This window comes from Enterobacter sp. P82 (genome assembly GCF_037053385.1).
Classification (GTDB): domain Bacteria; phylum Pseudomonadota; class Gammaproteobacteria; order Enterobacterales; family Enterobacteriaceae; genus Enterobacter.
This window is the reverse complement of record NZ_JBALHX010000002.1, coordinates 141,597-164,243: the sequence shown is the minus strand read 5'-3', so window position 1 is coordinate 164,243 and position 22,647 is coordinate 141,597. Positions and strand designations below refer to the sequence as shown.

Here is a 22,647-nt window from a genome sequence, read left to right as displayed (position 1 = left end):
GCTAAAACTCAAACTGATAGAGCAGATCAAGTGCCTGGTCTACGCCGGACACTGCTTCCAGATATAGCTTAGGCATCAGGCGATAGCGTAACGTGAGTGTTGCCAGTGAGTCAAAGATCCCCACACCATATTTTACCTGCAGACCCGGCAGTACATAGCCGCTGACCACCACCTGCGAGGAGTCACCCACGCCCTGGGTGTCCAGCGCCAGATTGCTTACGCCGAACGTCTCGCCGATTTTACCCACAACCTGCCCACTTTGTGCAACCCCCAGACCCACTAACATCGAGGTCATCGCCGCACTGTCGCTCTGACCGCTGTCCAGACCTTGTCCACGCAACAGGTAAGAAAGAGCTTCCTGTTGTGACATCGCTGGGTCAGAGAAGATTTCCGCCTTCGGTTCGTCGGCGGAACCGGTGACGCGTACACCCGCGATGACGTCGTTTTCCGTCGCTTCCGGGTTACGAATCGCTTCGATATTCAACAGAGGTTGATCCGGTGGACCGGAGAACAACAGTTCACCTTTACGCACAATTAAATCCTGACCATAGGCATGGAAACGCCCTTCAGGAATATTAATCTGCCCGTTCAGGCCCAACCCTTGTTTATCCTGCGCCACCTTCAGGTCACCCGTAAGCCTCGCCTTCAGCCCAAACGCATCCAACCGCACGTTATTCCCCACGTGCACGATAAGGTTACTATTAATCGGTATGCCAGCGCTCTTCTGTTCGACAGGTTTCAGATTTTCATTGAGCATAACTTCATCACTTGAGACACCGACCGCACTTTCCGGCACGTCGTGAACCACAATACGAGCCCACGGCACGTCGACGCGTCCGTCAAGCGTGAAGAGGCTTGGCGTGGCTTCAAAGACAACATCAGGTGAAACATCAAGGCGTACCATTGGCGGAACGGTGATGCGTACCTTACTGCCTTTCGCAGCAATACGGGCGCGCCAGTTATCGAGTTGGCTCCAGTCTGCGTCACCGCTCAGATTGATCTGCCCTTGCTGAGTCAATACCGAGCCGCTCAGTGTTGAACTCATACCATTGAAGTTCATCGCGATCTGGCTCGGCTGCATATCAAACGGCATAAAGTTACCGTCGATATCCACACCGCTGAGCCGCATCTGACCGAACAGCTGCGGGCTTTGCGCGTTGCCAGCCAGACGCAAATTGGCATTCAGCATGCCTGCTGCTTTTTCCCCGCGGTCGAAAATCGGGTTCACCATCGCCAGGTTGAAGTTACGGATATTGACGTTGCCGCCAAGATTACGCCGTCCTTGCGGATCGGAAATCTGCACTTGTCCATCAAACTGACCATTGTTGGTCAGACGGATAAGCCATCCCAGCTCTGCACGGTTGTTATGCAGATCCGCACTCAGGTTCAGGGTGTCAAAGGCTACCGGCAGCGGCGCATCATTCACCAGTTGCGTCACCTTCACGTTACGACCCGAAAGCGTGACGCTACCCTGTGGCAGCCCTTCTTTTGTGGTGTCCCAGGCCACATCGGCCTTCCCGCTAAAGACGCCGCTGGCCTGCGTGGTATCTGGCATAAACGGCTTCAACATCGCCAGGTCAAAGCGATTAAGGTTGATCTGCGCGCGCCCTTCCGCCCCAGCATCAATGGTCTGAGGTACACACAGCTCAGCATTTGGGTTGGTCCAGCAGTGTGGTCCGATGCTGATCTTTTGTTCCGCGTTACGGTAGTCCAGCGCAATAGAGCGTGACAACGCCAACGGCCCGACCGGTGTGTTGAAGCGGGTGTTATCAAGCAGACCTTTCCAGCGCTCCTCTTTACGGTCAAAGCTTCCTGTCAGGTGAAGCTGCCCGGAGACCGGCTCACCCTGCACACGCAGCTGGAGGTCGTGCTGCTTTTCGTTGCCTTTCGCTTCCAGCGTCACCAGATTAATGTTCACGTCCGGCTGAGCAATGCGCTCCACGCGCAGGTTCAGGTTACCGCCGATCTGATCGGTGGATTTCACATCCCCTTCCACGCGAACACGGGCAACGCTTAGCTCCTGCCAGCGCAGGTTATTGGCGGTGATATCCGCCAGAAGTTGGGGGGCGTCTACCGTCCCGCGCACTTTCACTAACCCTTTCGCCGTGCCACCCAGGCCCGGCAGAGCATTATCCAGATTCGGCGCGTCGATAGTGGCATCCAGATTGAGATCTTTCACCCCCAGCTCGCCTTTGATATCCGCCGTGTTGCGGCCCAGCGCTACGTGCAGACCCGGGATCGTCCACTGCAGGTAGCTGTTGCCTTTGACCGAGCCCTCAACGTTAACCTTGTTCTGCTTCACGTTCCCGGTGAGTTTGATTTCCGGCACGTCCATCTGCCACGTGCCGCCGTACAGGCTGCCGCGGGTTTTGATCAGGCCATCCAGCTTCGACGGCCAGTCCGGTACCTCTTTGGCGGTGTTAATACCCGTCAGCTTCAGCTCACCGCGCCAGCTGATCGCCTGCTGCCAGTCGAGCAGTGCGGTCAGCTCGGTTTTGCCTTCCAGTGCCGCAACGGTCAGTTTGTCGAGATTAACCTGCTGTTCATTGCCCTTCGCATCCAGCGTGATGTTCGCGGGCGGCACGCCCTGCCCCTTCACTGCGGTACGGAACGAGAGCGTGTAATCGGTCATTTTGCCGCTCAGCTTCAGCTTCAGATCATCGGCCTGGAACTGTTTTTCGCCGGTAAACGGCCAGTAAAGCTGTTTACTGACCATTTCAACATTGAGCGGTAACCCCGCTTCTGCCAGTTGAGTTTGCGCCCGCAGGACCATATCTACCGGGCCGGAGAGATTTACCCCGACGTCCAGTTTGTCGCGTAGCGCACCGCCCACTTTGACCTTCACTTTTTCACCTTTCAGCGGGTCAATATTCAGGGCGCTGTTCAGCGTGATGTCCACCGGCCAGTTGTCGCGCAGCAGGGCATTGCCAGAGGCATTCACCGAGCCCTGGTTGGTGTCGATATCCAGCGCGTCGAGCTTCATATTGCCGTCAATACTGCTGACTTTAAGCAGCATGTTATAGACCGTCAGATCGGTATCGCCGGTGAGGCGCAATTGCTCGCCTTTGAACTCTTCAATGTTGAGATTCAGCGGCAGATGAACATCGGTCATTTCCGGCAGGACGGGTTTCGAGAAGAGGTCTTTCAGCGTTTCACCCAGCGGCTTCTCTTCCGGCTGTGGGTTCTGGATCTTCGGCTCGACGATCTCTTCCTGCGCCACGTCGGCCACTTTCGGCAGCGCGATCAGTAATCCCTGCAGGGACGTCGGCGTCAGGGTGAGGTTTTTCTCCTGCCAGCGCAGGCCGGAGGTGAAATCCATCACGGATACGGTGGTGTCGTCGATTTTGATATTGACGTTATCAAGCGCCACCCGATAGAGCGCGATCGGATACGGCGTGGAGAGATTCAGCGGACCGCTGTCTTCTTCCTCGACCGGCGCAGACTTCGGCATTTTCTTTGAATCTATCGCCACGTTTACATCTTTTAGCGACAGATCGTTGACGCATAGCTTGCTGTCCCGCAGACAACCCAGCTTCACCGCAAGGTGGAACTCCCCGGCGTTGACCGCTACGCCAGGTTGCTCATAGCGAATGTTCTTCAGACGCAGATCGCGCCAGCCGCCCGTCACCTGACCAATTTCAAGTCCCGGCACCCAGCGGTTAGCGGCGTTAAACAGCAGGTGCAGCCCGGTTGTCGTTCCCACCAGAAACGCCACCGTACCGAGCAGCAGTACGATAAAAATCAGCACCCCGAGGCTTATCTTCTTCCATAAACTCATAATTCAGGCCCCAGACCGATGTAAAACTGTAAACCATGCTCTTCTTTGTCGCCCACAGGTACGGCGAAATCGAGCTTGATGGGCCCGACGGGTGACTGCCAGCGCACACCCACGCCCGCGCCGGTTTTGAAATCGCTGCGGCGGATGTCGCTCACCGCTTCGCCGCTGTCGACAAACATCGCCCCCCACCATTTACCGCTGACGTTGTACTGATACTCCAGCGAGCCGGTGGCCAGTTTCGACGCACCGATCAGCTTGCCGCTGTCATCTTTTGGCGCAATGGATTTGTATTTATAACCGCGAATGCTGCGGTCGCCACCAGCGAAGAAGCGCAGATCCGGTGGGACTTTGTCGAAGTCACCGGTTTCAATCCAGCCGAGGTTGCCGCGCATCACAAAGCGGTGTTTGTCATACAACGTACGGATCCAGACGTTTTGTGCCTGAATCACCGAGAAGTCGACATCGGAACCCCACATGGTGTTGGAGTAATCAATGGAATAACGCTGGGAATCGCCCCAGTCAGGCATCAGGCCACCGCGTGAGCGGGTACGGCTGATCATCACCCCCGGATAGAGCAACATCGTGGTGTTGGTGACGTTGGCCTGAGTAAAGTGGTCGAGACTCCAGCGCAGGTTAATGGCACGCTGCCAGCCGCTGGAGAGATCCCAGTAGCGTGACAGCGCAAGGGTGGTGGAATCTGACTTGGTATCGTTCAGGTCGGTACGCTTAAAGCCCCCCTGAACCAGGTAATATTGCTCCAGCGGGTTTTTCAGCAAGGGCATTTTATAGCTGAAATCGAGCTGCTGTTCCGGGGCGGAGATACTCGCGCTGGTCGTCAGACTGTGGCCGTACGAGTTCATCCACGGCTTTTTCCATGTGGCCTTCACGCGCGGACCGACATCCGTCGAATAACCCACACCGGTCTCAATGGTGTTCTCGATCCGTGGCGAGACGACGCCATGCAATGGCAACACTTTAGTTTTGCGCGACTTATCAAATTCCGGCGCGACAACCACGGAATTAAACCATCCGGTGGCTGAAAGACGACGGTTCAGTTCCGCCAAATCGCTCGACTTGTAGTAATCCCCTTTTTTGAAGGGCACAAGATTTTGCAGATATTCTTCACGGATTTGCGAACCTTCGAAGGTTACATCGCCAAAACGATAGCGCTCCCCACTGTCGTAATCGATATCCCAGAAGGCCTGGTGTCTGTCCAGCGCAATACCAAGCTGACTTTTGTTGAACTGGCTGTCAAAGTAGCCCTTACGAAGGGAAACGCTCGTCAGCTCTTTTTTGAAATGATCGTAGTCACCGTGATTGAGTACGGTACCGATTTTCGGCCGCGTACTGAGCAGATCCAGGTAATCCCGGTCTGTGCGTGCTCCACCGCGCAGAATGACGTCAGTGCCGCCAATCAGTACCGGCTCACCCGGCGAAACGCGGGCAATAAGCACCTGGCGCCCCTTCTTTGGCGGTGGGCGTAGGTCAAAATCAATGGTAGGTTCGTAATAACCCAGCGCTTTTAGCCCTTCACGGATCGCGTCATCTACGCGCGCGCGAAAACGGCGGTCCGGCGTCACCTCATCACTCTGGATGGTCGACAACTGCGCACGCACGTTTTTTTCCAGCGCCCCGGATAACCCTTCAACCTGCAAACGAACGTTCGCCGCACTGGCAATCCCGCTTGTTAGTAGCAAACTGACCAAGCATAACTGGCGGATTTTTATCACGTTTTCTCCTGAATATCCCTGTTTCCACCCTGGAAGCAAATGAAGTGCCGCTCCGCGGCAAAATACGGCCTGTTGGCCAAAAACCCGAATCGCGGGTTGAAAATGGGTGCAACACCCAAATATTTCTTATGATTAAATCTAGACTCATTCAGCGCATTTATTGTGTTCAATTAAACGCTTCGTGACAACCTTAACTGAAACATCGCACCCCGGGAGGCCCCATCGTGAGTTTATTCGACAAAAAGCATCTGGTTTCACAAGCAGATGCATTACCGGGACGCAACACCCCTATGCCTGTGGCAACCTTACACGCCGTAAACAACCACTCAATGAGCAACGTTCCTGATGGAATGGAAATCGCCCTGTTCGCGATGGGGTGTTTCTGGGGTGTGGAACGTCTGTTCTGGCAACTGCCCGGCGTTTACAGCACGGCTGCCGGTTATACTGGCGGTTACACGCCAAATCCAACCTACCGCGAAGTATGCTCTGGCGAAACCGGCCATGCGGAAGCCGTTCGTGTGGTGTATGACCCTGCGGTGATTAGCTACGAGCAACTTCTCCACGTGTTCTGGGAAAACCACGACCCGGCGCAGGGCATGCGTCAGGGTAACGACCACGGCACACAATATCGCTCGGCCATTTATCCGCTCACACCTGAGCAGGATGCCGCCGCGCGCGCCAGCCTTGAGCGTTTCCAGCAAGCCATGCGTGACGCTGGCGATACGCGCGAGGTGACGACGGAAATCACCGCCGCGAAACCGTTCTACTACGCCGAGGACGATCACCAGCAGTATCTGCATAAAAACCCGTATGGCTATTGTGGCATTGGGGGCATTGGCGTCTGCCTGCCGCCGCAGCAAGCTTAATTATTGATCCAGCGCCACGCGCGCCGCGTGGCGCGTGGCGTTACTGACCGAGCCATAATCCATGACTTTGCCCTGCAGCAGCAGGTTGAAGACCGGTGCCTGCGGTCGGTTGAGCCGTGTTTGCAGCAGGTGAACGGCCTCAATCCCCAGCTCACGGCAGGGAACCGTGACGCCCGTGACCGGTTTTTCCAGACGGTGCGCTAAATTCCATGCAAAATCGGTCGTAATGAGTGAAATGTCTTCCGGAATGCGCAGCCCATGACGCGTTAATGCCCTGACCACCCCTTCCGTCATGCTGGTACTGTTGGGGAAAATCACCTCCGGCCACTGGGAGCGGTCATGCGTCATCAGCCACGTATCCAGCGCCTGCTCGGCCTCTTCTGCCGTAAACCACTCCGTCACTAACAAATCGCGCTGGGGATCAAAGGCCACGTGAAAATGGCGGTATGCCTCCTTTATGCCGTCCAGACGCGCGTAGAGCGTATCCCGTCGCAGGCAGGTAAGCGTGAGCACGCGGCGATGCCCTTGTTCAAACAGATACTGCATGGCGGTGAAACCAATCGCCCGGTGATCGGGTGACACGGAATCCAGCACCCGATCCCGGTCAACAGAATTAATCAACACGCAGGGTTTATTCAGCGTACTCGCCAGTTTAAATATGGTGGAATCATCAGTCCCAATAATAATTATCGCGTTGATATTCTTATGGCTGGCCTTTTCCATAAATAATTTCACATCGGCGTGCTGTTCTTCTAACCCACAGCAACTGACCCACACATTGTGCGGCGAGCAGGCTTCAGCAATGCCTTTTGTGACTTCCAGATAAAAAATGTCCCCACGTCCCTGAAAGGTTCTTTCCGGCGCAAACACAGCGATACCGTTAATTAATAGTCTCCCGCTCGCCATTGACTCCAGCACACCTAATTCTCTGGCGGAGCGAACGATCGCCTCCCGGGCTTTATCGCTGGTATAAGACTTGCCGCTTAATACCCGCGACACGGTACTGACGGAATAGCCCGTCAGGGCCGCAATTTCCTCCATTTTTAACCTGCCAGGCATAGTGTGACCTCGCTCTCATTCAGTTTTTGCAAATATTTGCAGAAACAGTTGTTTGATTTTAAAACTAAATTTCAGAAAGCCTGGAGATTACTTAATCACCTTGCGAGTATTCTCACAAAAACACATTGTCGCTGCGGCTCCCCTTTCCTATTTTCCGGTCATCACTCATTTCAACTGAAATAAAGGTGTGACATGGATAAGGTACGTTTTGGCATTATTGGAATAGGGAATATCGGTACGGTCCACGCGCGTTATTTACTGGCGGGTTCGGTCAGCGACGCCTGTCTTACCGCCGTTTGCGATAATGCGCTGGAAAAACACCCGGCCATTCGTCAACTGGTCGGCTCCCTTCCTCTGTTCAGTGACGCACAGGAGATGCTCCAGAGCGGTCTTATCGACGCAGTGATTATCGCGACGCCGCACTATGACCACCCACGCCTGTCAATGCTGGCGATGCGCAACGGCATCCATACCCTGTGTGAAAAACCGGCAGGTGTGTATACCGCCCAGGTACAGGAGATGAACGCCTGCGCCAACGAGTGCGATGTGGTGTTCGGCATCATGTATAACCAGCGCCCGAACCCGCTCTACCAGAAGGTGAAAGATCTGATCGACAGCGGCGAGCTGGGCGAGATCCGCCGCTCCAACTGGATCATCACCAACTGGTATCGCTCGCAGAGCTACTACAACTCCGGCGGCTGGCGCGCCACCTGGAAAGGTGAAGGCGGAGGCGTACTGCTCAACCAGGACCCGCATCAGCTCGATCTCTGGCAGTGGCTGGTCGGCATGCCGGTTCGTCTGCGCGCGTTTTGCCAGTTCGGTAAGCATCGTGATATCGAAGTGGAAGACGAGGTTACCGCCTATGCCGAGTATGCCAATGGCGCGACGGGTGTGTTTATCACTACCGTGGCGGAAACACCGGGGACCAACCGGCTGGAGATCGTCGGTGATTGCGGCAAAGTGGTCGTCGAAGAAGGGAAACTGCGCTACTGGCGACTGCGTGAGTCCGAAACCGCCTTCAACGCCCGCTGGCAAAACGGTTTTGGTGAACCCGAGTGTTGGGAGGTCACGCTTCCCGTCGACCCGGAATGCAGCGAGCACCACGTCATTACCACCAACTTCTGTGCCGCCATCCTGCGCGGCGAGCCGCTGATTGCACCTGGTCTGGAAGGGATCCATGGGTTAACGCTCTCCAACGCAATGCACCTCTCCACCTGGACAGACGACTGGGTCGACCTGCCGCTCAACGAGAAACAGTATCTGCGCCTGCTTCAACAGCGTATCAGCACTTCAGTGGCTAAAGAGACAACCAGCGTCACGCTGGATGCCTCTGGCACCTGGTAACTCCGGAGAAGAATCGATGTTAAATGTCGCTATTGTGGGAACAGGGAATATCTCGCATAACCATATTCAGGGCTATTTGCAGTTTGGTCAGCGCTGTCGGATTGTCGCGCTGGTCGATATCTACCCGGAAAAAGCCCACGAGAAAAAAACGCGCTACGGCCTGACAGACGTCCGCGTGTATGAAAGCCACCAGCAGATGCTGGCGTCAGAGCCAAACATCGACATCGTCGACGTCTGCACACCGCCCTACGTACATGCTGAGATTAGCATTAATGCCCTCAATGCAGGTTGCCATGTGCTGTGCGAAAAGCCGATGGCCGCCTCGCTGGAGGAGTGTGACGCGATGATCGCCGCACAACAGGCCAGCGGCAAAACACTCGCCATCATTGCCCAAAATCGCTTTACCGATGCCTTCTGGCGTTTAAAAGCGGCGCTGGATTCAGGTCTGGCGGGCAAGGTCTGCCATGCCCAGGTGGATTCGTTCTGGTGGCGCGGACACTGCTACTACGACCTGTGGTGGCGCGGCACCTGGGAAAAAGAGGGGGGCGGCTGCACGCTTAACCACGCGGTTCACCACATCGACGCCATTCAGTGGATGCTCGGCTTCCCGTCCGAGGTGGTGGCGATGATGACCAACGTGGCGCACGACAACGCTGAAGTCGAAGATCTCAGCGCCGCGATATTTAAATACCCCAGCGGCGCACTCACCCAACTTACCGCCTCGGTCGTGCACCACGGGGAAGATCAGAAAATCATCATCCAGGGTGATAAAGCGCGCATCTCCGCACCGTGGCAGGCCTTTGCCAGCGTTAGTGCCGATAACGGCTTCCCGCAGGAAACCCACGACCAGAAGCGCGAAGCGCAGCTCAACGCTGTTTTTCACGAGACGCCTAAGCTCGAGTGGACGCTGCACACCGGGCAGATTAACGACCTGCTTTATGCCATCGAGCGCGGCTCGGCACCGTTAGTAGATGGCCTGCAGGGTAAACGCTCGCTGGAGCTGATAACCGCGATCTATAAATCCGCCATTACCCGCACCGTGGTCTCGCTGCCAATTCAGCGTGACGACCCCTTTTACCGCACCGGTGGGACCAATGCCCTCGCCCCCCGTTTTTATGAAAAATCTGCAAGCGTGGCCAACTTCAGCGAAGTCGGCGCAATCCCTCTGGGCAAAGATCTGGATCAAGGAATCTAAGCATGAACAAAAATGACGGAATGAATTATGCACCGGTGGGCAAACCCCAGCCCGTTGTCAGGGAAGGTGAGTTTATTTTTGCCGCTGTCGCGCTCGACCACGGCCATATCTACGGTATGAGTAATGGCCTGATTGAAGCGGGTGCCACGCTGAAATGGGTATACGACCCTGACCCGGCAAAAGTGGATAAATTTATCCAGCAGTACCCGCAGGCAAAAGTGGCGGAGTCACTGGAGGTGATACTCAACGACCACGAAGTGCGTCTGGTGGCGGGGGCGGCCATCCCGTCCGAGCGCTGCGCACTGGGGCTGAAAGCAATGGCCGCAGGCAAGGACTACTTCACGGATAAAGCGCCACTCACCACCCTTGAACAGCTGGCAGACGCCAAAGCGATGGTGGAGAAAACCGGGAAGAAATACGCGGTGTATTACAGCGAACGCCTGCACGTGGAGAGCGCGGTCTTTGCCGGACAACTGGTGCAGCAAGGGGCTATTGGTCGCGTCGTACAAACGTTGGGTACGGGTCCGCACCGGGAAGGTGCCGGCCGCCCGAGCTGGTTCTACGATAGACGCTATTTCGGCGGCATTCTGTGCGATATCGGCAGCCACCAGATTGAGCAGTTCCTGTTTTATACGGGCAACAGTAACGCCACCGTGGTCGCCAGCCAGGTCCGTAATTTCAACCATCCGCAGTATCCCGCTTTCGAAGATTTTGGCGATGCCATGCTGAAAGGGGAAAACGGTGCCAGCGGCTATTTCCGCTGCGACTGGTTTACCCCTGACGGGCTCTCTACCTGGGGTGATGGCCGTCTGACATTGCTCGGCACTGACGGGTATATCGAGATCCGTAAATATGTCGATCTCACCCACGGCGAGCAGGACGTGGTGTATCTCGTCAATAAAGAGGGAGAGTTCCGTTATCCGGTCGCTGGTCAGGTCGGGTTCCCGTTCTTTGGCGAACTGATCCTCGACTGTCTGTATCGTACCGAAAACGCCATGACCCAGGCGCATGCTTTCAAAGCGGCGGAGCTCTGCGTGAAAGCTCAGATGCTGGCCAACGCGACGGAATAACGGGAGGCGACGATGACGATCCTGAACACGGCAGTTATCGGTGCCGGGGCGATTCACGGTTGCCATGTGAACGCACTGCGCCAGTTGCCCAACGTCGAGCTGCGCGCGCTGGTAGATATCGACAGTGGCAAAGGACTGAAGCTGGCGATGGACTACCAGTGTCGCTTTTATCAGGATTACCGGGAAATGCTGCTGGACGATGCCATCGACGTGGTTCATATCTGCACACCGCATTTCGAGCATAAGCGCATGATCCTGGCGGCGCTCACCGCCGGGAAGCATGTTTTCTGTGAAAAACCGGTGGGGTTGAACAGCAGCGAGCTCATGGATATCACCCGCGCGACTGAACAGGCGCGGGGGCTGCTCGGCGTGTGTTATCAGAACCGACTCAACCCCACCAGCCTGCGCATTCGCCAGGTGCTGGACGATGGTGAGCTGGGGAAAATGCTCAGCATCAAAGCGGTGCTGACGTGGTCACGCGCAGGCGCGTATTACACCAAAAGCCCATGGCGTGGTCGGCTGGCAACGGAAGGGGGGAGCCTGCTGATCAACCAGGCCATTCATACTCTCGACCTGATGCAGTGGTTCGCCGGCGGCGTGACGCGGGTAAAAGGCGTGGTTGATCGCGGTGAACTGGCGGACGTGACTGAGGGAGAAGACAGCGCGATGGCGACACTGCATTTTGCCAACGGTGCGCGCGGCCTGTTTTACGCCAGCAACTGCAATACCACCGATTCCCCGCTCCTGCTGGAGATCCACTGTGAGTACGGCTCGCTGCTGCTGAACGACAATACGCTCTGGCGCGTGACGCCGGGCGAGTGCGTAAGGCTCGTGAGCGATGACTCCCCGGATGGCTCGGTCAAAAGCTACTGGGGGCTGGGACACCAGCAGGCAATCTGCCGTTTTTACCACGCAATCACCCACCCGGAAAACGCGGAGTACACCGACATCCGTGAAGCCGGAAAATCACTCACCCTTGTGGAGGCTATTTACCGCTCATCCCAATTAAGACAATGGATAGATATCAATAACTAGAACGTAATTTGTATTCCAGCAGTAAATAAAAAACGACCCAAAACAACGGGTTAATCATTACCCTACACTGGATATTATTATGGTCAAACCAACTGAACGCAGAGTGGGTTATAGCGTGGCTCTTGGCTACGGCGTAACCGACCTCTTTGGCGGAGGTGCTTTCGCCATTATCGGCACCTGGCTGCTCTTTTTTTACACCACCTATTGCGGACTCTCGGTGATTGAAGCGGGCTCTATATTTGCCATAGCTCGCGTGATTGATGCGTTATTAAGCCCGATAATGGGTTATATCACTGATAATTTCGGTGATACCTGGCTCGGGCGTAAATTTGGCCGTCGCCGCTTCTTTTTATTGCTCAGTTCGCCGTTGATGTTTCTGTATGCCCTGCTATGGCTAACGGATATGGGTTACTGGTATTACCTTGGCACCTACCTCTCTATTGAGTTATTGTCGGCGATGGTGCTGGTGCCCTGGGAGACCCTGGCAGCAGAGATGACCAACCGATATGAAGAGCGTAGCCGCCTCTCCGGTGTACGCATGATCTGCTCCCAGTTAGGCGGTTTTCTTGCAGTTTCCGTTCCCGGCGTGATTATGCAGTTCACGGGGAAAGATAATCCGTTTACCTATACCCTCACCGGGTTGATATTTTCCTGTGTGTTCTGCCTTGCAGTATTTATTACCTGGTACACCACCTGGGAAGCGAAGGATGTTCATCATGAATCCAACTTTAAGGCGGATATTCAGCGTAAAAGCGGGCTGGGAAATCACCTGAAATATCTGGTGCTGGATCTCTTTTCCTCCTTCCGTATTCGCGCGTTCCGACTGCATATTATTATTTACATCTTTTCGTTCACGGCGATGGACGTATTCGGGTCGGTCTTTACCTATTATGTCGTGTATTGCCTGAGCCAGGATGCCTCAGCGGTATCCGGCTGGTTGAGTATTGCAGCCTTTGCCTCAGTACCGGGTACCTATGGATTTATGTTGCTATTGAACCGTCTGAACATGACGCCTTCTGCCGCCCTGCGACTCGCGTACGGCTGTATCCTCCTGGTGCTGGCGTTCCTGTTTACGGTCTACCTCACTAAAACGCAGGTGCCGACGCTGCTGTTCTCGGCGGTCTTTATCCTGCTGGGTGCCGCCCGTTCCGGGCTCTATTATATTCCGTGGAACATTTACAGCTTCATTCCGGATATCGATGAGATGGTGACCCAGCAGCGCCGCGAAGGCATTTTTGCCGGTGTGATGGTCCTGACCCGCAAAAGCACCGTGGCGATTGCCATCATGATTATTGGCCTTGTGCTGCAGGAGTCTGGCTTTGTGAAGGGCAGCGGCATGCAGCCTGAAAGCGCGCTGGGGGCGATTATAGGCCTGATGATCTTCGCGACGGCCGCCCTGCTGGCGGTAAGCTTCTTTACCACCTACAAATTCAAGCTCACCCGTGAGACCCATAAGCTGCTCCTGAAGGAGATAGCACGCCGTAAGCTGGGCGGTGATTACCGCGACTGTGATGCCAGGACCCGTGTGGTGATTAAGCAGTTAACGGGTTATGAGTATGACCAGGTGTGGGGAGGCGATGCCACCCGTCGGGCGGTGGGCGATGTCCGCCTGTCTACTGTGAAATAACGCGATGTACCGGACAGCGCCCGCTGTCCGGTCTGTTTTATGCCAAAAATGTGACCTCTGGCAGATTTACTTCTCTTTACGCTCTACCCAAAAGAGATTTTTGATCGTTTGTTTTTTGGTCAATTTAAGGTTAGTGAAAAGTTCAGTACCGAGGTCAGGGTACACGGCATTTTGTCGGGGGGGGGTTAAACCTGATCAAGTGAACGAGATATCAAATAAGGCAGATTAAAACTGACTGTACTTTTTCCTGAGTAAAAGATTACTTAAGATTTTTGTCAAAAATCGGGAAGCCTGGGATTTGATTATTTTGTGCTCTAAAGACTAGTAACCTAATCGCTTTCGTATTCACGTACAAGAAAAGCCGCTTTAGCGGCTTTATAAAATAGAATTAGAGAAATAAGTAAGATGTTATGATGGTTGTAAAAAACAGAACAATCATTGTTAAGAATAAAGTGAACTTAATTTTTAGCCACGATACTTCCTCTTTAGGTAAATTTTTGATGAAATCATAATGTTCGGGATTCATATTTCTCACTGGAAAACTTCCCTTTTTAAAAGCAAATGGGAAGATGAAGTACATATCTTTTTGAAAAGCTAAGAATATCCCCCCTGCTTGTGCAAGGATTATACCTGCGGGTACATATCCAAATCGTTCTTTAAAAATATCGCACAATAAAAGGTGTTGTTTATTCTTCGTCACCGAATATGCACATGCTACAATTGTCGATAAGACAAACAATATGAATATGATAGCAGATACAATTTTCATCATTTTCCTACTGCGTTATAAATTATTTCACCATATTCTTCACCTTTGTCTGAGAGATACTCTCCGCCTACATACCCCCCACCAGTACCAAGAATTACACCACAAGCTAATGCACCTGCTCCGGCAGCTTCTATTGTTAAAGCCCCCAAAATGACAGAACAGAGGCCAATACCAGCAGCACCGCCAGCATAACTACCAGTAAGCCCCCCTGCAAAGCTACCTATTTCCGTGTATTTCTTTTTAGTACATTCACTTTCACGACCAACAGAACAAGCCTCATTTATTTCATTGATAGAATGCAAAGCACTAAAGCCGATCCCGACATAACCAACATATCGCATAGCTGCTACATATTTTGCCGCTCGCTCTATATGTGTAGCGTAGCCATCAATATCACTTATTCCCGTTTCATTCCATTTATGAGTTATCGATTTAGTTGATAAACCAAGAGCACTTTTTAAGTCGTTGTACTCACCAAGTTTCATACCTTTATTAAGGAAGCCGACTTTAAGTACATGATCAAGTTCCTTGAATAGTTGAGCACGCCTTACATAGAATTGCTCACCAATCAAAGCCCCTCTTGTGATGTATGTATTCTTGTACGTTTCCTGAATTTCTTTCAGGATTTTCTCTATATTTTCGAAATACTTCCCAACAGGTTCAGCAGCAAGCCCGATTCCTTTATCGGCGATGTTGCTAAAGTTAGCTATTGTTGCATAGTGATCGTGTAAGAAGTTAGCCTCTTTATGCGTAAGCGGTTCTAATGCTGTATCAATACGTTGTTTAGCCACCTGCATATGTGCGATCTGATCACTGTCCTGTTTTTCTGGATCAACAACAAGTAGGATAGAACCAGCTTTGTATTCCTTACCTTCTCCATTAAGTGAACGGTAAAGTTCACGTGTTCCTGCTGGCGGTTCACTTTCGAACAGATATCGTTCATAGGCTCCAGTTTCAGCACCGTAAGGAAGTACACAAAAGCCAGCATCTACTGGTTCACGTTTAGTTTCTTCCTTATGTGGTTTTTTAGCTGTCTGGGCGTGCTGTACGGGTTCTTCCGCTTTTGTTGGTGCAGGAGCAGCTAAAGGGGCGGCAGTAACTACAGGGACAGCCTTAACAGCTTTCTTCTCCTCGACCCAATAGGAAGCATTTGGGAATGACGAAATGAAACTTGCGTTACAGGGGCATGTACTGCGGCTATGCAAGGTACCTGCTGCGGCAACTCCATGAATCGAGTAAGTGGGGATACCACCTGCGATATGGTATACCTTGCCATCTTTACCACAAGAGACAGAATCGCCATTTCTCGCAGTCGCAATCCCCCCAAAGCTATGATTTGGGGAACCTGAAAGAATACTACCGCCGCACGTTGTCTTGTCGCCAATCCTCAGAAAATGACCAATAGCCATAGAATTATCCTTAATGAAGTTTGTTAGCAGGTTTAGTACCATTCACTGCCAGAGAAGATACGATCCACATTTGCTTTTCGATGGAATAGGTGGATACACAGTGTTGCATTGCCGGGCTGATCATCGGTGTTGCAGTGACAAGTGCCGTTGATACAGCATTCCGGGCATGTTCTTTTATGAAGTCGAGAGGTTGAGAGTTCAGGATCTCCATTGATTCACAGTAGCTAGGAAACTCTTCATGCCAGTAACCATTCATCCCCTCGAACAGGGATTCATCGAATTTCAGGATTACCTTGTTTGTGATGGGATCTAAGCCGTCACCGATAGGGAATGATTCAGGGAATTGCAGAGTTCGGTATAGATCAGATTGCAGTATAAGGTTTCTGAAATCATCGATTGAGAACCCAAACACAAGCATCATGCCGTAATGCGATTTATGGGTTTTCGTGTTGATCATCATCTCTGTAATGTTCAGATCAGAGAATGGGTAAACCTTCCATTCCGACGGGGTTTCTGCCTGATTCAGTACTTCAGCAGCAATTGCCGCATCAAGAATCGAAGTGTAAAGAGCCATCCCCTGAACATTGCCACCGCCAACCCACTGAGTCTCTAACCATTGAACCCCGTCATCATTTACCGTCATCCGGGCAACTGAGAAAAGTAAAGTTGGGCTAATGTAATCGTTTGTACCTGGTGCATAAAAATGAATCTTTTTGGTCATAACGTCCTGTTCTCGTGTTGTTTTTTTTAGACTCTAATTCTCACATGAATATTACGGTTTTGTACAGAAGTTGAGCTATTAACCTCACATTTTTGCCACAAATACATAAAACAGAAAGTACTGAGATATCATTTAATTGCCATTAAAAAAGGCCGCTTTTGCGACCTTATGCCTATGCTGGTAGTTATTGAGAACGGTCAAGTACCATATATGCTGGCTGGCACATACTACCTCGCTCCTGTAGCCAGTAGTAATCAAGATCGGCAACCCTGTCCTTCAGCCCTGAATCCACACGGTTGATCTGTAATCGTAATCCTACAGTGTCTTTATAGGGCTGTATAAGAAACGGACATTTCGCTGTATAAAGATTGGATAAAGATCCGGTAAAGATTGCATGAAAACCCTCTTTAAATGAGAATTATTCCCAAAGCCGACGCTAAGCGGTATACAAACGCCAAAAACGTGACCTCTGGCAGGTTTACACTCCTTTACGCTATACTACCCGCTGAAATAATCAGCTCAACGCTACGAGCTGACGTTCTACGTGTTTTCACACAAATGGTATCAACTTCCCTTCCGAGGATCTGGCGAGAAGCCGGATAAACTATGTTAAACAGTATTTTAGTAATACTTTGTCTTATTGCCGTCAGTGCATTTTTCTCGATATCTGAGATTTCGCTGGCCGCGTCCCGTAAAATCAAACTCAAACTGCTTGCCGATGAAGGCAACATCAACGCCTCACGCATTCTGAAGATGCAGGAAAATCCCGGTACGTTTTTCACCGTGGTGCAGATTGGCCTGAACGCGGTCGCGATTCTGGGTGGTATCGTGGGCGATGCAGCATTCTCGCCAGCGTTTTATAGCCTCTTTATTCAGTACATGTCCGCCGAACTCGCCGAGCAGTTGAGCTTTATTCTCTCCTTCTCGCTGGTGACAGGCCTGTTCATCCTCTTCGCTGATCTGACCCCGAAACGCATCGGTATGATTGCGCCAGAAGCTGTGGCTTTGCGTATCATCAACCCGATGCGCTTCTGCCTGTTTGTTTTCCGCCCGCTGGTATGGTTCTTCAACGGCCTGGCGAACGTGATTTTCCGCATCTTTAAGCTGCCAATGGTGCGCAAAGATGACATCACCTCTGACGATATCTATGCCGTTGTGGAAGCGGGTGCGCTGGCCGGGGTGCTGCGTAAGCAGGAACACGAGCTGATCGAGAACGTATTCGAACTGGAATCCCGCACCGTGCCGTCTTCCATGACGGGTCGTGAAAGCATTATCTGGTTCGATTTACATGAAGATGAGCAGAGTCTGAAGAACAAAGTGGCGGAGCATCCTCACTCCAAGTTCCTCGTCTGTAATGAAGATATCGACCACATCATCGGTTATGTCGATTCCAAAGATCTGCTCAACCGCGTGCTGGCAAACCAGAGCCTGGCGCTCACCAGCGGCGTGCAAATCCGCAATACCCTGATTGTGCCGGATACCCTGACCCTCTCAGAAGCGCTGGAAAGTTTCAAAACCGCCGGGGAAGACTTCGCGGTGATCATGAACGAATACGCGCTTGTGGTAGGTATTATCACCCTGAACGACGTGATGACCACCCTGATGGGTGACCTGGTTGGCCAGGGCCTGGAAGAGCAGATTGTTCAGCGTGACGATAATTCATGGCTGATTGATGGCGGCACACCGATTGAAGACGTGATGCGCGTGCTGGATATTGACGAGTTCCCGCAGTCCGGTAACTACGAGACCATCGGCGGCTTTATGATGTTTATGCTGCGCAAAATCCCGAAACGTACCGACTCAGTGAAGTTCTCTGGCTACAAGTTTGAAGTGGTGGATATTGATAACTACCGCATCGACCAGTTGCTGGTGACGCGTATCGACAACAAACCGACCGTGCTGGTACCGAAGTTGCCGGATGTGGAAGAGAAGGTGTCAGCGTAAAATTCCTTCCCCCACAAACATCAACGGCTCCCATCGGGAGCCGTTTTTTTAACTACTGCATAGCACGCTGGTTAAGCCATCTCAGTTTGCAGACGCAAAACCTGACGGTTGACTTCGGACATCACAGACAAGTGCTGCTTATCCTTCACTTTTGGGACGAGGATCTTGCCCTTATCAAACTCAAAAGCGCCAACATCCTTGATATACAACCGTCCACGGAACAGGATCTTCACGTACTTCGCCACCTGAAGCGGGTTGTAGCGTTGGAAAATTTTCATTCTTGTATCTCCTGCGAATCATACGCTCTTGCGGCGCCACAATCGGCCCGACTGTCGTGAGCGCAAATTTAATGCCTATTGACTATAGACCAGAACAACCTTGATACCCAGTATGCATAAGTTTATTTACCGTTTGATTACAATTATTCAGAATAATCTTTGCAAAGCGTGACTCAGGGCAGTATAAGGCGTCGTTTTTTCATGGATATGTGCGTTAACCCGCAAACTGGCACCGCAATTGCGGGAAAACCACATTGATCGCACTTATGATTAAAAGCGTAAGACCAAGTGGTCGGATCACCTGCAAACAATAAGGAAACGCCATGACCCTACGTAATATCCTTGCAGCGGCTTGCCTGCTGCTGCCTCTGTGGGCTTGCGCTCACAATATTGAAAAAGGACAACGTGTACCGCCAGTCGGCATTGCTGACCGGGGAGAATTGATTCTCGACAATGATAAGTTTAGCTACAAACCCTGGAATAGCGCGCAGCTCGCAGGCAAAGTGAGAGTTGTACAACATATTGCCGGTCGTACATCCGCAAAAGAGAAAAATGCCAACCTGGTGGAAGCGATCAAGGCGGCAAAATTCCCTCACGACCGCTATCAGACCACCACGATTGTGAACACCGATGACGCTATTCCTGGCTCCGGTATGTTTGTCCGTTCAAGTCTTGAGAGCAATAAAAAGCTCTACCCGTGGTCGCAGTTTATCGTCGACAGTAACGGCGTGACGCGTCAGGCCTGGCAGCTGGAAGAAGAGAGCTCCGCGATTATCGTGCTGGATAAAGATGGTCGGGTACAGTGGGTGAAAGACGGGGCGTTAACCCAGGAAGAGGTGCAGCAGGTTGTTGCCCTGCTGCACAAGCTACTGGCTCAATAAATCGAGACGCGGAAGCCGGGGTTAAGGAAGGATTCGCGCGGGGTGTAGTCCAGCGGCTTACCCTGCCAGTCATGGACATGTGCCCCGGCGGCCGCAGCAACGGCATGTCCGGCGGCGGTATCCCAGACGTTGGTTGGTCCAAAGCGAGGGTACAGCTGCGCATGCCCCTCCGCCACCAGGCAGAATTTCAGCGATGAGCCAATTGAGGTGGTCTGGTGTTCACCCAACTGTTGCAGATACTCCTGCAGTTCGCTGTCGCTGTGAGAGCGGCTAATTACCACCAGCGGCGGGCGTGCATCGCGAACCTGAATCTGCTTTCGCACACCGCACTCTTCCTTCCAGGCCTTACCTTCTGCGGCGCTGTACATTACTTTCATCACCGGCGCATAGACCACGCCGAGCACCGCTTTGCCCTTCTCAATCAGCGCGATGTTAACGGTGAATTCACCGTTGCGCTTGATGAACTCCTTAGTACCGTCCAGCGGATCGACAAGCCAGTAACGCTGCCAGTGCTGACGTTCATCCCAGCTCTGCGGTGCCTCTTCTGACAATACAGGGATCTCCGGCGTTAAGGCCTGCAACCCTTGCAGGATCACCTTATGCGCAGCGATATCCGCTGCCGTGACCGGAGAGTCGTCCGCTTTACTGACGACCTCCATGGGTTTTACACCGTCATACACCTGCATGATGGCGTCCCCCGCATCCCGTGCGAGCTGACAAATTTTATCTAACATTCTCCACCTCTTTGTTAACGCAGTGAGGTTAACTCTTTGTTTTAGTTATATCGTAATGTGAACAATTCCGCTATCTGTGAAGTAATTCCGGTTTCAGCACGCATTTTTCTGTCAGGATTCACATTTCTGTAAGCAACAAGCTATAGATACATACTCTTTTGTGGCCTGGATCGAAAAAAGGACTCCTCTGATGATTAAGTTTAGCGCAACGCTCCTGGCGACGCTGATTGCAGCGAGCGTGCAGGCAGCGACAGTCGATCTGCGTATTCTGGAAACGACCGATCTGCACAGCAACATGATGGACTTCGATTACTACAAAGATACCCCTACGGAAAAATTCGGACTGGTACGCACGGCCAGTTTGATTAACGCCGCCCGCGAAGAAGTGAAAAACAGCGTACTGGTCGACAACGGCGATCTCATTCAGGGGAGTCCGCTTGGCGATTACATGGCGGCAAAGGGGCTGAAAAAAGGCGAGATCCATCCTGTTTATAAAGCGATGAACACGCTGGACTATACCGTCGGCAACCTGGGAAACCACGAATTTAACTACGGGTTGAAATACCTGCATGATGCACTGGCAGGGGCCAAGTTCCCGTACGTTAACGCCAATATCATCGACGTTAAGACCCAAAAGCCGCTGTTTACCCCTTACCTGATTAAAGAGACCGAAGTTGTCGACAAGGACGGTAAAAAACAGACGCTAAAAATCGGCTATATCGGCTTTGTGCCGCCGCAAATCATGACGTGGGATAAGGCAAACCTCAGCGGTAAAGTGACCGTTAATGACATCACCGAGACCGCACGCAAATATGTGCCAGAGATGCGCGAGAAAGGGGCCGATTTAGTGGTCGTTGTTGCACACTCAGGTCTTTCAGCCGATCCATACCAGGCGATGGCGGAGAACTCGGTTTACTACCTGAGTGAAGTTCCGGGCGTCGACGCGATCCTCTTCGGCCATGCTCACGCGGTCTTCCCCGGTAAAGATTTCGCCAGCATCAAAGGGGCTGACATCGAAAAAGGGACGCTCAATGGCGTACCGTCGGTTATGCCCGGGATGTGGGGTGACCACCTCGGCGTCGTCGATCTGGTGCTGAATAATGACAGTGGGCAGTGGAAAGTGACTCAGTCCAAAGCCGAAGCACGTCCGATTTACGACGCAACAACCAAAAAATCACTGGCTGCTGAAGATAAGAAACTGGTCAACGTGCTGAAGCACGATCACGACGCCACGCGCGAGTTTGTCAGTAAGCCGATCGGCAAATCCGCTGACAATATGTACAGCTTCCTGGCGCTGGTTCAGGACGATCCGACCGTCCAGGTCGTCAACATGGCGCAGAAAGCCTACGCCGAGCACTTCGTTCAGGGCGATCCGGATCTGGCAAAACTGCCGGTGCTGTCAGCCGCTGCGCCATTCAAAGTGGGCGGGCGTAAGAACGACCCAGCCAGCTATGTTGAAGTCGAAAAAGGCCAGCTGACCTTCCGTAACGCCGCCGACCTCTATCTCTACCCGAACACCCTGGTGGTGGTTAAAGCAACGGGCAAAGAGGTGAAAGAGTGGCTTGAGTGTTCCGCCGGGCAGTTCAACCAGATTGATCCACACAGCAGTAAACCGCAATCGTTGATTAACTGGGACGGATTCCGCACCTATAACTTCGACGTGATCGACGGCGTAAATTATCAGATTGATGTCACCCAACCTGCAAAATATGACGGCGAATGTCAGGCCATTAACCCGCAGGCGGAGCGCATCAAAAACCTGACCTTCAATGGCAAAGCCATTGATCCGAATGCCACGTTCCTGGTCGTGACCAATAACTATCGCGCCTATGGCGGTAAGTTTGCCGGGACAGGCGACAGCCACATCGCCTTTGCCTCACCGGATGAAAACCGCTCAGTACTGGCCGCATGGATCAGCGCAGAATCGAAAAAAGCAGGCGAAATTCACCCGGCGGTGGATAACAACTGGCGCCTGGCCCCGATTCACAGCGATACGAAGCTGGACATCCGCTTTGAAACATCACCGTCCGATAAGGCGGCAACGTTCATTAAGGATAAGGCACAGTACCCGATGAAGAAGGTGGCGGCGGACGATATCGGGTTCGCGATTTATCAGGTGGATTTGAGCAGGTAAAAACAAAACGGCAACACACGTTGCCGTTATTAGTGTTTGCTCCCTCTCTCACAGGGAGGGGGACAGGGTGAAT

General features: G+C 52.5%; 17 protein-coding genes. 9 read left to right on the top strand and 8 right to left on the bottom strand.

What is annotated here, in order from left to right; all coding sequences use genetic code 11:
- Nucleotide 1: 1 nt before the first annotated feature.
- Nucleotides 2-3,778 carry an autotransporter assembly complex protein TamB gene (tamB, locus tag WB237_RS13575; RefSeq protein ID WP_336213825.1) on the bottom strand — a complete coding sequence of 1,259 codons (3,777 nt, stop codon included), beginning with the start codon at nucleotides 3,776-3,778 and terminating at the stop codon, nucleotides 2-4.
- The gene (gene tamA, locus WB237_RS13570) at nucleotides 3,775-5,508 is read right to left on the bottom strand and encodes an autotransporter assembly complex protein TamA (protein WP_336213822.1); all 1,734 of its coding nucleotides are present in this window, start codon (nucleotides 5,506-5,508) and stop codon (nucleotides 3,775-3,777) included. The genes tamB and tamA overlap by 4 nt, the downstream gene beginning before the upstream one ends.
- 224 nt (nucleotides 5,509-5,732) lie before the next feature.
- On the opposite strand from tamA, the gene msrA reads away from it, so the two are divergent.
- On the top strand, nucleotides 5,733-6,374 hold the full coding sequence (gene msrA / locus WB237_RS13565) for a peptide-methionine (S)-S-oxide reductase MsrA (RefSeq protein WP_336213820.1): 642 nt from the start codon (nucleotides 5,733-5,735) through the stop codon (nucleotides 6,372-6,374).
- On the opposite strand, the gene WB237_RS13560 is transcribed toward msrA, so the two are convergent.
- Complete coding sequence (locus WB237_RS13560) at nucleotides 6,375-7,433, bottom strand: LacI family DNA-binding transcriptional regulator (RefSeq protein ID WP_336213818.1); 1,059 nt, start codon at nucleotides 7,431-7,433, stop codon at nucleotides 6,375-6,377.
- Nucleotides 7,434-7,625: 192 nt separating this feature from the next.
- Between WB237_RS13560 and WB237_RS13555 the strand changes: the two genes are divergently transcribed.
- The 5 genes from WB237_RS13555 to WB237_RS13535 all read left to right on the top strand — a co-directional run bounded on the left by WB237_RS13555 (nucleotide 7,626) and on the right by WB237_RS13535 (nucleotide 13,704).
- Complete coding sequence (locus tag WB237_RS13555; protein ID WP_336213816.1) at nucleotides 7,626-8,777, top strand: Gfo/Idh/MocA family protein; 1,152 nt, start codon at nucleotides 7,626-7,628, stop codon at nucleotides 8,775-8,777.
- A 16-nt stretch (nucleotides 8,778-8,793) separates the two neighbouring features.
- Nucleotides 8,794-9,972, top strand: a complete 1,179-nt coding sequence (locus WB237_RS13550; RefSeq protein ID WP_336213814.1) for a Gfo/Idh/MocA family protein — start codon at nucleotides 8,794-8,796, stop codon at nucleotides 9,970-9,972.
- A gap of 2 nt (nucleotides 9,973-9,974) precedes the next feature.
- Nucleotides 9,975-11,042: a Gfo/Idh/MocA family protein gene (locus tag WB237_RS13545; RefSeq protein WP_336213812.1), complete on the top strand. Its 1,068-nt coding sequence runs from the start codon at nucleotides 9,975-9,977 to the stop codon at nucleotides 11,040-11,042.
- Nucleotides 11,043-11,054: 12 nt separating this feature from the next.
- Nucleotides 11,055-12,077, top strand: coding sequence for a Gfo/Idh/MocA family protein (locus WB237_RS13540; RefSeq protein WP_336213809.1), 1,023 nt, complete (start codon nucleotides 11,055-11,057; stop codon nucleotides 12,075-12,077).
- A gap of 79 nt (nucleotides 12,078-12,156) precedes the next feature.
- Nucleotides 12,157-13,704 carry an MFS transporter gene (locus tag WB237_RS13535; protein WP_336213807.1) on the top strand — a complete coding sequence of 516 codons (1,548 nt, stop codon included), beginning with the start codon at nucleotides 12,157-12,159 and terminating at the stop codon, nucleotides 13,702-13,704.
- 388 nt (nucleotides 13,705-14,092) lie between these two features.
- Here the strand turns inward: WB237_RS13535 and WB237_RS13530 are convergent, their stop codons facing one another.
- The 3 genes from WB237_RS13530 to WB237_RS13520 form a co-directional block, all read right to left on the bottom strand.
- Nucleotides 14,093-14,404, bottom strand: a complete 312-nt coding sequence (locus WB237_RS13530; protein WP_336213806.1) for a hypothetical protein — start codon at nucleotides 14,402-14,404, stop codon at nucleotides 14,093-14,095.
- Nucleotides 14,405-14,472: 68 nt separating this feature from the next.
- Entirely contained in the window at nucleotides 14,473-15,882 is a 1,410-nt protein-coding gene (locus WB237_RS13525; protein ID WP_336213803.1) for a PAAR domain-containing protein, read from the bottom strand.
- A gap of 10 nt (nucleotides 15,883-15,892) precedes the next feature.
- Complete coding sequence (locus WB237_RS13520; protein ID WP_336213801.1) at nucleotides 15,893-16,603, bottom strand: hypothetical protein; 711 nt, start codon at nucleotides 16,601-16,603, stop codon at nucleotides 15,893-15,895.
- Between the two features lie 606 nt (nucleotides 16,604-17,209).
- On the opposite strand from WB237_RS13520, the gene WB237_RS13515 reads away from it, so the two are divergent.
- Nucleotides 17,210-18,547 (top strand): hemolysin family protein, encoded by a 1,338-nt coding sequence (locus WB237_RS13515; protein WP_028016472.1) that lies wholly within the window; start codon nucleotides 17,210-17,212, stop codon nucleotides 18,545-18,547.
- Nucleotides 18,548-18,618: 71 nt separating this feature from the next.
- Here the strand turns inward: WB237_RS13515 and WB237_RS13510 are convergent, their stop codons facing one another.
- Nucleotides 18,619-18,825, bottom strand: a complete 207-nt coding sequence (locus tag WB237_RS13510; protein ID WP_028016471.1) for a DUF1107 domain-containing protein — start codon at nucleotides 18,823-18,825, stop codon at nucleotides 18,619-18,621.
- Nucleotides 18,826-19,148: 323 nt separating this feature from the next.
- Here WB237_RS13510 and WB237_RS13505 point away from each other — a divergent pair, with 323 nt between their 5' ends.
- Nucleotides 19,149-19,706: a YtfJ family protein gene (locus WB237_RS13505; RefSeq protein WP_028016470.1), complete on the top strand. Its 558-nt coding sequence runs from the start codon at nucleotides 19,149-19,151 to the stop codon at nucleotides 19,704-19,706.
- On the opposite strand, the gene cysQ is transcribed toward WB237_RS13505, so the two are convergent.
- Entirely contained in the window at nucleotides 19,700-20,440 is a 741-nt protein-coding gene (gene cysQ, locus WB237_RS13500; RefSeq protein ID WP_114979623.1) for a 3'(2'),5'-bisphosphate nucleotidase CysQ, read from the bottom strand. The genes WB237_RS13505 and cysQ overlap by 7 nt on opposite strands.
- Before the next feature lie 190 nt (nucleotides 20,441-20,630).
- Here cysQ and WB237_RS13495 point away from each other — a divergent pair, with 190 nt between their 5' ends.
- Entirely contained in the window at nucleotides 20,631-22,574 is a 1,944-nt protein-coding gene (locus WB237_RS13495; protein ID WP_336213796.1) for a bifunctional 2',3'-cyclic-nucleotide 2'-phosphodiesterase/3'-nucleotidase, read from the top strand.
- Nucleotides 22,575-22,647 lie beyond the last annotated feature (73 nt).

Coding starts and splice junctions, on each gene's coding strand:
- WB237_RS13540 (WP_336213809.1), top strand. CDS start 11,055: ATGACGATCCTGAACACGGCAGTTATCGGTGCCGGGGCGATTCACGGT.
- tamB (WP_336213825.1), bottom strand. CDS start 3,778: ATGAGTTTATGGAAGAAGATAAGCCTCGGGGTGCTGATTTTTATCGTA.
- WB237_RS13510 (WP_028016471.1), bottom strand. CDS start 18,825: ATGAAAATTTTCCAACGCTACAACCCGCTTCAGGTGGCGAAGTACGTG.
- WB237_RS13550 (WP_336213814.1), top strand. CDS start 8,794: ATGTTAAATGTCGCTATTGTGGGAACAGGGAATATCTCGCATAACCAT.
- WB237_RS13525 (WP_336213803.1), bottom strand. CDS start 15,882: ATGGCTATTGGTCATTTTCTGAGGATTGGCGACAAGACAACGTGCGGC.
- WB237_RS13545 (WP_336213812.1), top strand. CDS start 9,975: ATGAACAAAAATGACGGAATGAATTATGCACCGGTGGGCAAACCCCAG.
- WB237_RS13535 (WP_336213807.1), top strand. CDS start 12,157: ATGGTCAAACCAACTGAACGCAGAGTGGGTTATAGCGTGGCTCTTGGC.
- WB237_RS13520 (WP_336213801.1), bottom strand. CDS start 16,603: ATGACCAAAAAGATTCATTTTTATGCACCAGGTACAAACGATTACATT.
- WB237_RS13505 (WP_028016470.1), top strand. CDS start 19,149: ATGACCCTACGTAATATCCTTGCAGCGGCTTGCCTGCTGCTGCCTCTG.
- WB237_RS13555 (WP_336213816.1), top strand. CDS start 7,626: ATGGATAAGGTACGTTTTGGCATTATTGGAATAGGGAATATCGGTACG.
- WB237_RS13560 (WP_336213818.1), bottom strand. CDS start 7,433: ATGCCTGGCAGGTTAAAAATGGAGGAAATTGCGGCCCTGACGGGCTAT.
- WB237_RS13495 (WP_336213796.1), top strand. CDS start 20,631: ATGATTAAGTTTAGCGCAACGCTCCTGGCGACGCTGATTGCAGCGAGC.
- WB237_RS13515 (WP_028016472.1), top strand. CDS start 17,210: ATGTTAAACAGTATTTTAGTAATACTTTGTCTTATTGCCGTCAGTGCA.
- cysQ (WP_114979623.1), bottom strand. CDS start 20,440: ATGTTAGATAAAATTTGTCAGCTCGCACGGGATGCGGGGGACGCCATC.